The organism is Streptomyces sp. SAS_270 (assembly GCF_052543295.1).
In genome coordinates, this window is record NZ_JBMNDS010000146.1 from 1 (window position 1) to 11,949 (window position 11,949).

The 11,949-nt window shown below is 68.2% G+C and carries 13 protein-coding genes; 8 read left to right on the forward strand and 5 right to left on the reverse strand.

The window, feature by feature from the left end:
* Positions 1–366, forward strand: a 366-nt coding sequence (locus ACN6LB_RS44835) for an AfsR/SARP family transcriptional regulator (protein WP_445030957.1), incomplete at its 5' end; no start/stop codon positions are given.
* Positions 367–597: 231 nt separating this feature from the next.
* Here ACN6LB_RS44835 and ACN6LB_RS44840 read toward each other — a convergent pair.
* The 3 genes from ACN6LB_RS44840 to ACN6LB_RS44850 all read right to left on the reverse strand — a co-directional run bounded on the left by ACN6LB_RS44840 (position 598) and on the right by ACN6LB_RS44850 (position 2,704).
* Positions 598–822 (reverse strand): DUF402 domain-containing protein, encoded by a 225-nt coding sequence (locus ACN6LB_RS44840; RefSeq protein ID WP_445030958.1) that lies wholly within the window; start codon positions 820–822, stop codon positions 598–600.
* A complete protein-coding gene (locus tag ACN6LB_RS44845) occupies positions 758–1,108 on the reverse strand; it encodes a hypothetical protein (RefSeq protein ID WP_445030969.1) in 351 nt (116 codons plus the stop codon). The genes ACN6LB_RS44840 and ACN6LB_RS44845 overlap by 65 nt, the downstream gene beginning before the upstream one ends.
* A 192-nt stretch (positions 1,109–1,300) precedes the next feature.
* The gene (locus ACN6LB_RS44850; protein WP_445030959.1) at positions 1,301–2,704 is read right to left on the reverse strand and encodes an NAD(P)-binding domain-containing protein; all 1,404 of its coding nucleotides are present in this window, start codon (positions 2,702–2,704) and stop codon (positions 1,301–1,303) included.
* 287 nt (positions 2,705–2,991) lie between these two features.
* On the opposite strand from ACN6LB_RS44850, the gene ACN6LB_RS44855 reads away from it, so the two are divergent.
* From ACN6LB_RS44855 to ACN6LB_RS44865, 3 genes are all read left to right on the forward strand, one after another.
* Positions 2,992–3,342, forward strand: a complete 351-nt coding sequence (locus tag ACN6LB_RS44855) for a YciI family protein (RefSeq protein WP_445030960.1) — start codon at positions 2,992–2,994, stop codon at positions 3,340–3,342.
* Positions 3,339–4,535 carry an RNA polymerase sigma factor gene (locus ACN6LB_RS44860; RefSeq protein WP_445030961.1) on the forward strand — a complete coding sequence of 399 codons (1,197 nt, stop codon included), beginning with the start codon at positions 3,339–3,341 and terminating at the stop codon, positions 4,533–4,535. The genes ACN6LB_RS44855 and ACN6LB_RS44860 overlap by 4 nt, the downstream gene beginning before the upstream one ends.
* A 292-nt stretch (positions 4,536–4,827) precedes the next feature.
* Positions 4,828–5,460 carry a hypothetical protein gene (locus tag ACN6LB_RS44865; RefSeq protein WP_445030962.1) on the forward strand — a complete coding sequence of 211 codons (633 nt, stop codon included), beginning with the start codon at positions 4,828–4,830 and terminating at the stop codon, positions 5,458–5,460.
* A 280-nt stretch (positions 5,461–5,740) separates the two neighbouring features.
* On the opposite strand, the gene ACN6LB_RS44870 is transcribed toward ACN6LB_RS44865, so the two are convergent.
* Entirely contained in the window at positions 5,741–6,442 is a 702-nt protein-coding gene (locus ACN6LB_RS44870) for an SDR family NAD(P)-dependent oxidoreductase (protein ID WP_445030963.1), read from the reverse strand.
* A gap of 197 nt (positions 6,443–6,639) precedes the next feature.
* Here ACN6LB_RS44870 and ACN6LB_RS44875 point away from each other — a divergent pair, with 197 nt between their 5' ends.
* From ACN6LB_RS44875 to ACN6LB_RS44890, 4 genes are all read left to right on the forward strand, one after another.
* Positions 6,640–7,317, forward strand: coding sequence for a TetR/AcrR family transcriptional regulator (locus ACN6LB_RS44875; protein WP_445030964.1), 678 nt, complete (start codon positions 6,640–6,642; stop codon positions 7,315–7,317).
* A 101-nt stretch (positions 7,318–7,418) separates the two neighbouring features.
* Entirely contained in the window at positions 7,419–8,489 is a 1,071-nt protein-coding gene (locus ACN6LB_RS44880) for a hypothetical protein (RefSeq protein ID WP_445030965.1), read from the forward strand.
* Between the two features lie 352 nt (positions 8,490–8,841).
* Complete coding sequence (locus ACN6LB_RS44885) at positions 8,842–9,447, forward strand: dihydrofolate reductase family protein (protein WP_445030966.1); 606 nt, start codon at positions 8,842–8,844, stop codon at positions 9,445–9,447.
* Positions 9,448–9,604: 157 nt separating this feature from the next.
* Positions 9,605–9,880 carry a hypothetical protein gene (locus ACN6LB_RS44890; protein WP_445030967.1) on the forward strand — a complete coding sequence of 92 codons (276 nt, stop codon included), beginning with the start codon at positions 9,605–9,607 and terminating at the stop codon, positions 9,878–9,880.
* A gap of 1,047 nt (positions 9,881–10,927) precedes the next feature.
* Here ACN6LB_RS44890 and ACN6LB_RS44895 read toward each other — a convergent pair.
* The gene (locus ACN6LB_RS44895) at positions 10,928–11,464 is read right to left on the reverse strand and encodes an AAA family ATPase (RefSeq protein WP_445030968.1); all 537 of its coding nucleotides are present in this window, start codon (positions 11,462–11,464) and stop codon (positions 10,928–10,930) included.
* Positions 11,465–11,949 lie beyond the last annotated feature (485 nt).

An 11,949-nucleotide genomic window follows, 5' to 3' on the forward strand; every position in this document is an offset into this window, starting at 1 on the left:
GTGCTGGATATTGAGGTGTTGCGGCTGGAGGAGAGCCGGCTGGTGACGGTGGAGCGGCGGATTGATGCGGATCTGCGGTTGGGGCGGCATGCGGAGTTGCTGGCGGAGTTGACGGAGCTGACGGCGCGGCATCCGCAGCATGAGGGGTTGCATTCGCAGGTGATGGTGGCGTTGTACCGGTCGGGGCGGCAGAGTGCGGCGTTGGATGTGTATCGGCGGTTGCGGGGGCGGTTGATCGAGGAGTTGGGTGTGGAGCCGGCGCCGCAGTTGCAGCGGTTGCATCAGGCGATGTTGTCGGTGGATCCGTTGCTGGATCAGCTGGCGTCGCCGCGTTGTTCGTCGACGTTCGACCTGTTCGCCGCCTGAGCCCATTTACCCGCCCACCAGGGGAGTCGGGCCGGGCAAGGCAAGGATGACCGGCTCTCCCGGCGACTTTGCGCCGCACCCATGGCGTCACCTGCTTCCACCCAGCTATTCCGTCGGCGATGACCAGCTGTGCGGCGTTGTCCCGTAGCCGCAAAGGCACCGCCAACACCCTGGCTGCGTCGAGCCGTGCTTCACCTCACAACCGCAGCCTGACCAGCAGCCGGGCGAAGGTCACTTGACCTGGTCAAGCCACGTCAGATAATGGTCACCGAAGGGCTGCATGCCCTCGCGCAGCGCTGCTGACAGCCACTCGGATGCCGCCACGGCACGCGCGACGACATCAGGGGGATAGCCGTAGCGCACCTGATGTACGGCGAACTCATCCTCGTCGTCAACGAAGACGGATCCGTCTGCCCGTATCCGGCATACATCCAAATCCAGGTCGACTGTCCTCACTTCTCCCGGGTGTGACCATTCGGCAGGAGGTGAGATCGCAGTACACGTCCAGATGGGCGGGAGCTGCCTGAAACAGAGCCGTCCACCAGGCACCGCGGGGAAAGAGCATGACCCGACGCTCTTCCGTTGCGTACACCGCACGCTGGTTGCCCTTGCCGTAGATCGTCCCGATCGGCGCACCGAGCCAGATCCCGTATTCGTCCTCACCGAGCCACATCATGGAGTGGTGCCAGTGCAGACTGCCGTCGAACTTGCGGACCACGACCCGGACCTCGGCTTCTCCCATGACGCGACGCTACCTGCGGCCACGCCACCCGGTGAACTGTTCCGGTCGGGGCACTAACCAGGCGGCTATGTCGTGCAGGCGGAGCCCACCGACAGCACGACCTCGTCGGTTACGTCCGAGCCGTCGATGGTCTTGCCGCGCCTGCGCGCACTCGCGTGGTCGCGGCCCTGCTCCGGCGTGTGCCGGCAGTAGTCACGAGCCGCAGCAGCCGCCCGCCGATGCCAGACCGGCAGGAGCCGCCGCAGCGGCCGGTGCGCCGAGCTGGACGAGCTGGGGCGCAGGGGCGTAGGGGCCTCCACTGTCCCGCTGGTCGGCCTCGGGGGCATCGAAGAGGCCGGCGCCGCCGCACACGCCGGTTTCGGGGAGGGTGAGTTCGACACGGTCGGCAGCCTCGGCGTCGCCGGCGATGGCGGCGGCGACGGAGCGGACCTGTTCATAGCCGGTCATGGCCAGGAAGGTCGGTGCGCGGCCGTACGACTTCATGCCTACGAGGTACACGCCCTGTTCGGGGTGGGAGAGCTCGCGGTGGCCGTGCGGGTAGACGGTGCCGCAGGAGTGCTGGTTGGGGTCGATCAGCGGGGCGAGCTCGACCGGGGCCTGCAGGCGCTCGTCCTGTCCGAGGCGGAGCTCGGACAGGAAGGACAGATCGGGGCGGAAGCCGGTCAGCACGATGATCTCGTCCACCGGGTCGAGACGACGACCGTCCTCGCCCACCAGGATCAGGCGTCCGTCGCTGTCGCGCTCGATGGCGTCGGTACGGAAGCCGGTGACCGCTTCCGCATGCCCCTCGTCGACGGCGGCCTTGGCCGCGAGGCCGAGGGCGCCGCGGGCGGGCAGCTGGTCGCCTTCCCCACCGCCGAAGGTGGATCCGGAGATGCCCCGGCGCAGGATCCATACCGCCTTCGTGCCGGCGCCGCCGTCAGCCTTGGCCAGGTCGGCGAGGTAGGCGAGCGCGGTGAAGGCGGAGGCGCCGGAGCCGACGACTGCCGTGCGTTTGCCCGCGTACCGGGCCTGGACGACCGGGTTCTTCAGGTCCGGGACGCGGTAGGCGACGCGGTCGGCCGCCGTACGCTCGCCGATGGCGGGTAGACCGCTGCCGCCGGCCGGGCTGGGGGTGGTCCAGGTGCCGGAAGCGTCGATGACCGCGCGGGCGAACAGCCGCTCCTCACGGCCATCGGCGTAGGCGACGTGGACGACGAAGGGCTGGGTTTCGCGGTCGGCGTCCACGATCCTGTCCCGGCCCGCGCGGGAGATGCCGGTGACGCGAGCGCCGGTGCGGACCCGGTCGCCGAGGACGTTGGCCAAGGGCTGAAGGTACTGCTCGGCCCAGTCGCCGCCGGAGGGGTAAGTCGCGGGGTCGGGTCGTGTCCAGCCGGTCGGAGCGAGGAGCTTCTCGGCGGCCGGGTCGACCACTTCGCCCCATGTGGAGAACAGCCTGACGTGCGCCCACTCGCGCACCGCCGCACCGGCGGCCGGGCCGGCTTCCAGGACCAGGGGCTCGATGCCGTGACGTGTGAGGTGGGCGGCTGCGGCCAGACCGGCGGGTCCGGCTCCGATCACGACGACGGGCAGCTCGGTGATGGCGGGCGCGTTCACGGCGACTCCTTGCGTGTTTCGACATCTGTCGATGGCCTGCGCGGCTCAGCATGACACTTGTATTGATGAGCGTCAACATAGACGTTTATCGAATCTAAGAGGTTCCGTTCACGGCCTGGCCTCGCCGCTGCCAACGCTTCGCTGGGGCGACCGGCTCCGCGGGGCCGTAGCGGTGAACATGCCTGAGAAAGTCCGGCGCGGGTGTCCCGGGGCGCCTGCGTCCGTTCGTCCTTACTGTGAGAGCCGGCGATCGGCGCCGGCCGGACCCCTGTGAGGAGCGAGCTGTCATGCCTCAGTACGCCGCGCTCATCTACGCCTCCGACGTCGACCCGACAAAGCCGGAGGCCGCCGAGATGATGAAGGACTACAACGAGTTCCATGAGGGTGCCCAGTCAGTGATCCGCGGCGGCGCGGCGCTGTACCCGACCGCGACCGCGACGACGGTCCGCGTCACCGGCGGCAAGTCAGGCGATGTCGTCACCACCGACGGGCCGTACGCCGAGACGAAGGAAGCACTGACCGGCTTTTACCTCATCGAGTGCGTCGACCTGGACGAGGCCGTCAAGGTGGCCGCGCGGATCCCGGGTGCCTGGAACGGCGCGATCGAGGTCCGGCCCGTCGTCGACTTCGGCCGGTGACCCACGCCGGGGACGCGGTCGCGCGGCTGGTCCGGGACGAGGGCACCCGGGTGCTGGCCACGCTGGTCCGCGTCACCGGCAGCGTCGACCTCGCCGAGGATGCGGTCCAGGACGCCGTCGTGCGCGCGCTGGAGACGTGGCCGCGCGACGGCGTCCCGGGAAACCCGCGCGGTTGGCTGCTGGTAGCGGCCCGCCATCGTGCGGTGGACGTGATCCGCCGCGAAGCCAAGCGGCTCGGCAAGGAGGTGGCCGCGATGCCGGCCGTCGACCCCTGCCCCGACCCGGTCGCCGTCCGAGACGACCTGCTGCGGCTGGTGTTCACGTGCTGCCACCCGGCGTTGTCGCTGGAAGCGCAGGTCGCTTTGGCGCTTCGTACGTTGGGCGGTTTGTCGACCGCAGAGGTGGCTCGAGCCCTGCTGGTCCCCGAGGCGACGATGGCGAAGCGCCTGACGCGGGCGAAGCAGAAGATCGCCACGGCGCGCATCCCGTATCGGGTGCCTTCGGCGGAGGAACTGCCGTCGCGCCTGGCCGGGGTGGCGTCGACGGTGTACCTGATCTTCAACGAGGGGTACACGAGCCGCTCGGTGCTGCTCACCGAAGGTGTCCGCCTGGCCCGCCTGTTGGCGTCGCTGATGCCGGACGAGCCCACGGCGCTGGGGTTGCTGGCGCTGGTGGTCCTGCAGGACGCCAGGCGGGCCGCACGGTTCGACTCGTCCGGCTTGCCGGTGCTGCTGTCCGTACAGGATCGGACCAAGTGGGACAGCGAGCTGATCAAGGAGGGCGTCGCGCTGGTGGGTGTCGGCCTCCGCCGTACACCGTCGGTCCCCGACGCGTACGTGGTCCAGGCGGCGATCGCGGCCTGCCACGATTTGGCTCCGTCCTACGCGGAGACGAACTGGGATGCGGTGATCTCCTGGTACGACGTGCTGTTGTCGGTCCAGGACACCCCGGTCGTCCGGCTGAACCGTGCGGCAGCGGTGGCGGAGAGGGACGGGCCGACGGCGGGCCTGGTCTTGGTGGACGAGCTACCCGGCCTCGCGGAATACCCGTGGTGGCACGCGTCGAGGGCGGAGTTGTTGCACCGCTTGGGTTCCCCGTCGGCCGGGGCCGCGCTTGCCCGCGCGGAGGAAACCGGATTGCCCGCCGCGCACGTGGCGCATTTGCGGGCCCGAATGAAAAGCGAAACCCCCTGACGGGACGCCCGGGGTTTCGAAGAGAGCGGATGACGGGAATCGAACCCGGCTCTTCAGTTGGGCACTACGGGTGATCATGCTCGAATGTGGCCCTGCCCTGCGGACGAGGCTGTCTCCTGGCACCCGCAGTTGACCTTGGTTGACCGGCCTGAATGGGCGCATCGTTCCTCTCCTTCAGTTGTTCAAGCCAGCGCGTGAAGTTCGGGAGCAAAGAAAAATGAACGATCTACTTGCAAGAGCCGTCGCAGCGCACGGTGGTATGGACCGCTGGAATCGCATTCGGACGATTACCATGGACGCCGACATCACCGGCGCCTTCTGGCAGTTGAAGGGAAAGGGCGATGCGCTAACGAACATTCGCTGCGACGTGGACACCACTCGGGAGCGGCTGACCATGGAGTTCCTTGGTCAAAACCGCAGGTCGGTCTTCGAGCCCGACCGGGTGGTCCTACAGCAAGCGGACGGAGCGATCGTCGAAACGCGCGACAATCCGGAGCGGTCGTTCGACGGTCACCAGTTTGAGACGCCGTGGGACGACATTCATCTTGCATACTTCACCGGGGAAGCACTGTGGACGTATCTGAATGCGCCGTTCCTGTTCACCTGGCCGGGGTTCGTCTCGGTAGAGATCGCCCCGATCGAGGCCGATGGTGAAGAGTGGCGACGGCTGCAGGTAACTTTCCCCGCCGAAATCAAGAGCCACACCCGAACGCAGGTGTTCTGCTTCGGACCTGACGGTCTCCTGCGCCGCCATGACTTCACCATTGACGTCGTCGGCAGGACCGTCGAGTCAGAGCTTTACGCGGCCGGCTACCGTGATGTCGACGGCATCATTATTCCTGGTACGCGACGGGCCTACGCGCCCGCAGGCGATGACCAGATTGTCTTCGTCGCCATCGACATGGCTGATATCGCCGTCCGTTGATCTGACTCCCCGTCCATACGAGGACATCGCATCCGTTCCGGCAGGCGACGTACAACGGTGTGGACAGGCCGCGAGCTTGACCGGTCGGAGCCGGTGCCGTCCGGCTCGGTAGCGCTCGACGGCCGCGCGGGTGCGGCGCATGTCCCCGCTGCTCAGGCCGAGTGTCCTGGGCACGCCGGGGTGGCCGACACGTTCCGCTTCGTGGTTCGTGTCGGCCACCAACATGCCGTGGTGTGGTCAGAGTTCGGCGAGTGGGTAGCTCAGAAGCCCTGGCGGGACGTCAGGCGCGGGGGAACGCCTGGCCCTCCAGGCGGAAGACGCGCTCGGCCTCGCCGCGGTGGGTGGTGTGCAGTTCCCAGTACAGCGGGGAGATCTGCTCGGGCTTGGCCGCCTCCAGGCCGGGGATGACGGAGACACCGATCGAGGAGTCGATGCCGACGTGGGCGGCCTGGATGCCGGTGTCGGCCAGTTCCGTGTGCAGGTTCTTGACCCAGTTGCGCAGCGCCGCGGCGGCGGCGTTGACGTTGGCCACCCGAGGGTCGGGCCAGATCGAGCCGGCGCCGGTGGTGAACAGCAAGGTGCCCGCTCCGGCCTCGCGCATGGCGGGCAGCACCGCCTGGGTGGCGGCGATGGCCCCGTAGAGCTGGAAGTTCATCTCCGTCTCCACGTGGGAGGGCTCGGTTGTTGTCGGGGCGGTCAGGGCGGTGGAGCCGAACGTGCCGACCGGGGAGTACTCCAGGACGTCGATGCGGCCGAACCGTGCGGCGGCGTCCTTGAGCGCCTGGGTGAGGGCGTCGCGGTCGAGCACGTCCGCGGGGAACGCGGCGGCGGTGACGCCCTCGGCGGTGAGCTGGTCGACGAGGCCGCCCAGCTTGTCGCGGTTACGGGAGATCAGGGCGACGTTGAAGCCCTCGGAGCCGAAGGTGCGGGCGATGGCCAGGCCCAGCTGGGGGCCGGCTCCGATGATGGCGATGCTGGTCACAGCAATCCCTTTCGTCATGCCTTGGTGGGGGTGTCGATGAGAGCCCCGCCCGGCGGTGCAGGCTCCGGGCGCCTCAGGACTCTCGCGATCTGGATAGGTCACTCCATTTTGCAGGTATCTGGATAGGCCGTTCCGTTTCGCTGGATCACCGTAACACGGAAAATGGATAGACCGCTCCAATTGCTAGAGTGATGAGCATGACCCCTCGCACCCCGCGCTCCGACACCTCCGCCGACCGGCCCCTGCGCAGCGACGCCGAGCGCAACCGGGAACGGATCATCGCTGCCGCTCGTACCGTCTTCGCGCGTGACGGCCTGGACGCCTCCATGGCATCCGTGGCCCGCGAGGCAGGCGTGGGGATCGCCACCCTCCTCCGCCGCTTCCCCGCCAAGGCAGACCTGGTCGCCGCCGTCTTCGCCGACCGTATGGACGCCTATGCCGACGCGGTAGCCACCGCGCTCGACAACCCCGATCCTTGGGACGGCTTCACCGGCTACATCGAGGCCGCCTGCGCAATGCAGGCCGCCGACTATGGCTTCGCCGACGTCCTGACCACGACCTTCCCCACTGCCAAAGCCATGGAGCAGCGCCGCAACGAGGCGTACGAGGCCATGCTGGAGCTCATCAGCCGCGCCAAGGCCACCGGCCGGCTGCGCGAGGACTTCGACCCATCGGACCTGGTCCTGATCCACATGGCCAACGCCGGCGTCGTCAACGCCACCGGCCAGGCCGCCCCCGACGCCTGGCGGCGTGTCGTCGCCCTACTGATCCAGTCCTGCGAAGCCCCGGCCCGCGGACCCCTACCCCCTTCACCCGCCCACGAGGCCCTCTACAAGGCCATGCTCCGCGACAGTCCGACCGACCCCACCAGCTGACCCCACCCAAGAGGCAGGCATCCAGCGCCATGGCCCTCCAGCGGTCTCGCTGCTGTTGAGGCGGCCAGGGGTTGTCAGTGGCTGGTGAAAGGATCACCACCATGGTCCTCGTACGTACTACACCGCCGCGGCCTGTGGACGTGACCGCGGTCTTTCCTGAGCTGGCTCCGTTGGCGCGTACCGCGATTCGGCTGCATCCTCGCGCCGGATTGCCTTCGATCAGGGAGAGCTCAGTCGGGGGGCCGTTGCTGTGGCCGGCTGAGGAGCCTTGGTCGTACTGCGAAGGCACGCACGTGGACAGCGGGTTCCGCCAGTCGCCGGCACAAGTGCGGCTCGACAGGCGCGTGCGGGCCCGGCTGCACCGTGATCCCCATGGTCCTGCGTTCACGCCCGAGGAGGAGGCGATCAAGGAACAGAACGCCGCGTTGCTCGCGGAACGCCTCGCGGCCGGCCCTCCGGAGCCCGCGGAATTTCCGGTCCCCATGTTGCCCGTGGCCCAGCTGTATCTGCGCGACATACCTTTGTTGCGGCCGCCCGGCCAGGCCGATCTGCTCCAGGTTCTCTGGTGCCCCTACGACCACGATCCGGATTACAAGCCGTCGACCGCACTGTTCTGGCGATCCGCCGCCACGGTCGTCGACGTTCTGGCCACACCGCCAGAACCGTATGAGGCGGACTGGCCGGGATATGTGCCGGAGCCGTGTCTGCTGGCACCAGAAGCAATCACCGAGTATCCCAACAGCCTCGATCTGAGCCCGGAGATGCGGCTGGCGGTGGGGGACTGGAGCAGGTGGCAGGCAGCCGACGTCGGCGTGGACAGCTCGTACGCGGACTATCCGGCGGAGTTCTACGACGGCCATCTGGCTGACGCTCCCGGCTGGAAGGTCGGGGGCTGGCCGCCATGGGGCCGCACCGACCCGTACCGTCGAAACTGCGGTGTGTGCGACGTGCAGATGGTCCCGCTGCTGACCATCGCCTCCTTCGAATGGGACGGCGGTGAGGGACGCGGCTGGGCGCCCTACGAAGACCAAGCCGCCGCCTACGCCGACGGTCATCGTGCCGGCCAGAACCCGGCGCAGCCGACCAAGATAGAAGTAGGCAGCACCGACAACATGCAGTTCTACGTCTGCCCGACCTCTCCCGAACATCCGCACACCGACCTGATCCAATGAACTGTCGGGCCCCACACCCGCCGTGGCCGGTGACAGAAGTTGCTGCCGAGTCACGGTGTGTGACAAGCCGCTTGCCTCACTGGTGTCGGCCAGACTGCTTCGACCAGTCCCAATCTCCACGTCATCCGGCTATACCGGTGACAACTACCGAGCCTCGGCACACTACTTCGGGAGGGGTAGGCGCGCTGGCTCCCTCGCCGTCGCAGGTGAAGCCTCACCGACGAAGCAGTGCCGCACCGCCGACCTGATTGGCTGCAGCGTCACGGGATTTCTCGATACTCCACAGCGTGGCCGATGAGTTTGTGGCTCCCGGCCGGTCCAAGCTCATGACACCCCAGGAAAGGACACTGCCATGTCGGAGCTTCTGGTCGACTTCATCACCACCCTCGACGGCTACGCATCGGGAGAGGGATGGCCCGGGTTCTGGGGCCTTGAGGGCCCGGAGTACCTCGCATGGCTCGGCGAGCAGCCCGAGGTCACCTACCTGATGGGAGCGAAGACGTACCGCCTGATGTCGGGCTTCGCCGCAGGCGAGGTCCCGGAGGGCCAAGACGAGTTCAGGCCCGAAGAAGAGGCGTCCGTCGACCAGCTCACGCAAGCGTCCAAGGTGGTGTTCTCCTCCTCACTCAAGGAGCCACTGACATGGGCCAACTCCACGCTCCTCCGCGATGACGCCGTCGAGACGGTCCGCGCCATGAAGTCGAGTGGCTCGGGGCTCCTCAGCACGATCGGCAGCCTCAGCCTGTGCCGGTCCCTGCTACGAGCCGGACTCGTCGACCGCTTCCGAGTCGTGATGTTCCCGGTGATCACCGGGGCCACGGGCGAAGAACGCATCTACGACGGATATCCGGACGTTGCCCTCGAGATGATCGAGCACCGCACCTTCGACGGCCGCATCCAGCTCGTCGAGTACAAGCCCCGCGTGCTCGACCACCCGCCGCTCGGCGCCCCTGCGTGACGTCGCCCCGTCCGCCGGTCGGCACGGCCGCCAGCCGGCGCCGGCGGGCGCGGAGCCGTCCGGAACTGCCCGCCTGGTCGCGCACCCGCCTGCCGCGCAACCCGGTCTGAGCCGGATTGCGCTCGATGATCTCCGCCTCGATGCCCACCGTCTGCCCGTGCGCGACGACAGCGTTCTTGAAACCCTGGTCGACCAGGGCCTCTTTGAGGGTGTCGGTGTTGGCGGCGACCTCGCCCAGCAGCGCGATAGCGGCGGCGTAGTCGTGCACGGACCCGGCGAGTGCCGCCACCGCAATCGCCACGCCCAACGCGTCAACGGACGGGCCGCGCTTGCGGCCCGGTACCTCTCGTCTTCTCTCTCCCGAGCCGCCGTAGCCCATCTTGTTCTCGCCTGTTGCGCCCGACGCGTTCTGGGCCAGGCCGGTGCGGGTTGAGTGGGGTTCGAGGCGGGGTGGGCAGGATCGGGGTGAGGCCGGCTCCTGGTCTTCCCCCGGGCCGTGGAGCTTTGCGTCCAGCCCGGCCATCCGGCCCCTACCCCGGTGGCCGGGCTGTTTTGTGGTGTGCGCGGTGGCCGTTCCTGGGATGTGGCCGTTTGCGTCATGTGCAGCCGGGGGCTTGGTGTCCTGGCCGGTTGAGTGGAGGGGCGGGGTGGGTTGAGCGTTGGAGCCGCATGGCGTGGTTGAGCGTGTTGCGTCCCGGGAGGTCTCGGGGTCCGAGGTTGTGGTGCTGTTTCCGGGGTGGCGGGGGCGGGACCTGGGGTTGACACGGTCGTTGTACGGGACGTTTCCGGTGTTTCGGTCCGAGTTCGATGCGGTGTGCGGCGTGTTGCCGGGGCAGTTGCGGGTGTTGTTGGTGGCGGGGGTGTTTGCGCCGGAGGGTGGGGTGGATGCCGCACTGCTGACCGGCCCGCGACTGGGGCGGGTCGCTTTATTTGCCCATCAGGTGGCGTTGTATCGATTGTGGCAGGACTGGGGGGTGGCGGGCCGGGCAGTGGCCGGGGTCGGGGAGGGGGTGTGGGCGGCGACGCATGTGGCAGGCCTGCTCGGCCTTGAGGAGGCAGCCGGTCTGGCAGCCGGGCGCACGGCAGCGGGTCCGGTGGCAGCGGGTGCGCGGGGGACGCCGGTTGCGGATGCGGATGTGGTTGCCGATGCGGATACGGATTCGGGTGGCTCGGGCGGGCGAGGGGTGTCGGGGCGGTCTCTGCTGCTGGCGGGCAGTCCTCGGGGCGGGGCAGGAGTGGGTGATGTGCCGGGGCTGCTGGCAGCGTTCGGTGCTCTGCAGCGCGGCGGGCCGCCGGTGGATTGGGAGGCGGTGTGGTGGCGTGTGCGGGTGCGGCCGCCGGCCCGAGGTGGTGCGCGGTGTGCAGGGTGAGGTCTGGTTTGCGTCTTGTGCGCTGCTCGGCATCCCTGACTGGCATTTGTGTGTAGGGATGCTGGGTCATCCCACGGGTTGGTGCGGATGGTGGGCGTGTGCAAGGCCGGTCAGCCGTGGCGCTTGGGAGCCGGTTCGTCAAAAAGGTCGAGTTCATCGTCGCTGGGGGCTTCGAAGAGCTTCGCGTATTCCTTGAGCATCTCGCGGCTGATGGGAACTGTCCCGCGCCCGCCCACTGCGTTGCGGGCTTGGAGGCGACGGGTCAGTTCATCGAACGACGCTGAAAGATAGTGCAGTTCCACCAGAACGCCGAGAGCGTGCGCAGTCAGGCGTTTCTCGTCCCGCTCGGAACGCGCCCAGAATCCGAACTCCAAGATCACGGACTGTCCGAGGGTCAGCAGTTCTTGGGCGTGGTCCCAGAAGCGCTTCTCGAGGCGGGCGCGGGTTGATTCGTCGAACAGGTCGATGTCGAGATCTGACATCCACTCATCCGGGCACAGCCGCACCGCAGGAGTCTCATCCGCCAGGTGTTTGGCCAGAGTTGTCTTCCCCGAGCCGGGGAGCCCGCACAGCAAGATCAGCCTCGGCCCGGGCCCCGCATTCACCAGTTGCCTCCATTGAGTCCCACGGTCGTGGCTCCCGCCCATGCTGACGCAGCTGTGCCGGCTCGCGGTAGCGGTTTTCGCCGAGACAGGCACACGGACTCTCGTCAAAGACCGACAACGGGCGGCGACCGACCGCGACACGGCCGTCGCGGCTTGGTTCAACGGGAGCCCGACAGAGGACCGGCCTCTTCGTCCGGGACGTCCTGGTGCCGGGCTGGCTGGGTTGGGGAGGGCGGTAGTGGTGACGCGCCGGCCCGGCCCGCCCCGGTTGACCTGAACCCGGGCACCGCGGGGTTCGCAGAGACGATGGCCAACTTCGGTGCGGTCTTGGGACCGCTATTAGCGTTCGGTCCGCTCGCTTGGCTCGGCATTCGGTGGACCTTCGGCTCGTGCGTCGTCCCTGGCTGGACCCTCCGTGTGTCTGGTCTGGTCTGGGGGTGTGGGGTGGGGTGTTGGAGGTTTGCTTGAGGTTGGCATGAGGTGGGGGTGTGGGTTCTGGCAAAGGTTTGCCGGGGTGTTGCCTGCGG

What these genes read in the sequence shown, in the direction of transcription:
- ACN6LB_RS44865 (WP_445030962.1), top strand. Translation starts at nt 4,828, where the DNA reads ATGGACGCCGACATCACCGGCGCCTTCTGGCAGTTGAAGGGAAAGGGC.
- ACN6LB_RS44855 (WP_445030960.1), top strand. Translation starts at nt 2,992, where the DNA reads ATGCCTCAGTACGCCGCGCTCATCTACGCCTCCGACGTCGACCCGACA.
- ACN6LB_RS44895 (WP_445030968.1), bottom strand. Translation starts at nt 11,464, where the DNA reads ATGGGCGGGAGCCACGACCGTGGGACTCAATGGAGGCAACTGGTGAAT.
- ACN6LB_RS44880 (WP_445030965.1), top strand. Translation starts at nt 7,419, where the DNA reads ATGGTCCTCGTACGTACTACACCGCCGCGGCCTGTGGACGTGACCGCG.
- ACN6LB_RS44875 (WP_445030964.1), top strand. Translation starts at nt 6,640, where the DNA reads ATGACCCCTCGCACCCCGCGCTCCGACACCTCCGCCGACCGGCCCCTG.
- ACN6LB_RS44885 (WP_445030966.1), top strand. Translation starts at nt 8,842, where the DNA reads ATGTCGGAGCTTCTGGTCGACTTCATCACCACCCTCGACGGCTACGCA.
- ACN6LB_RS44845 (WP_445030969.1), bottom strand. Translation starts at nt 1,108, where the DNA reads ATGGGAGAAGCCGAGGTCCGGGTCGTGGTCCGCAAGTTCGACGGCAGT.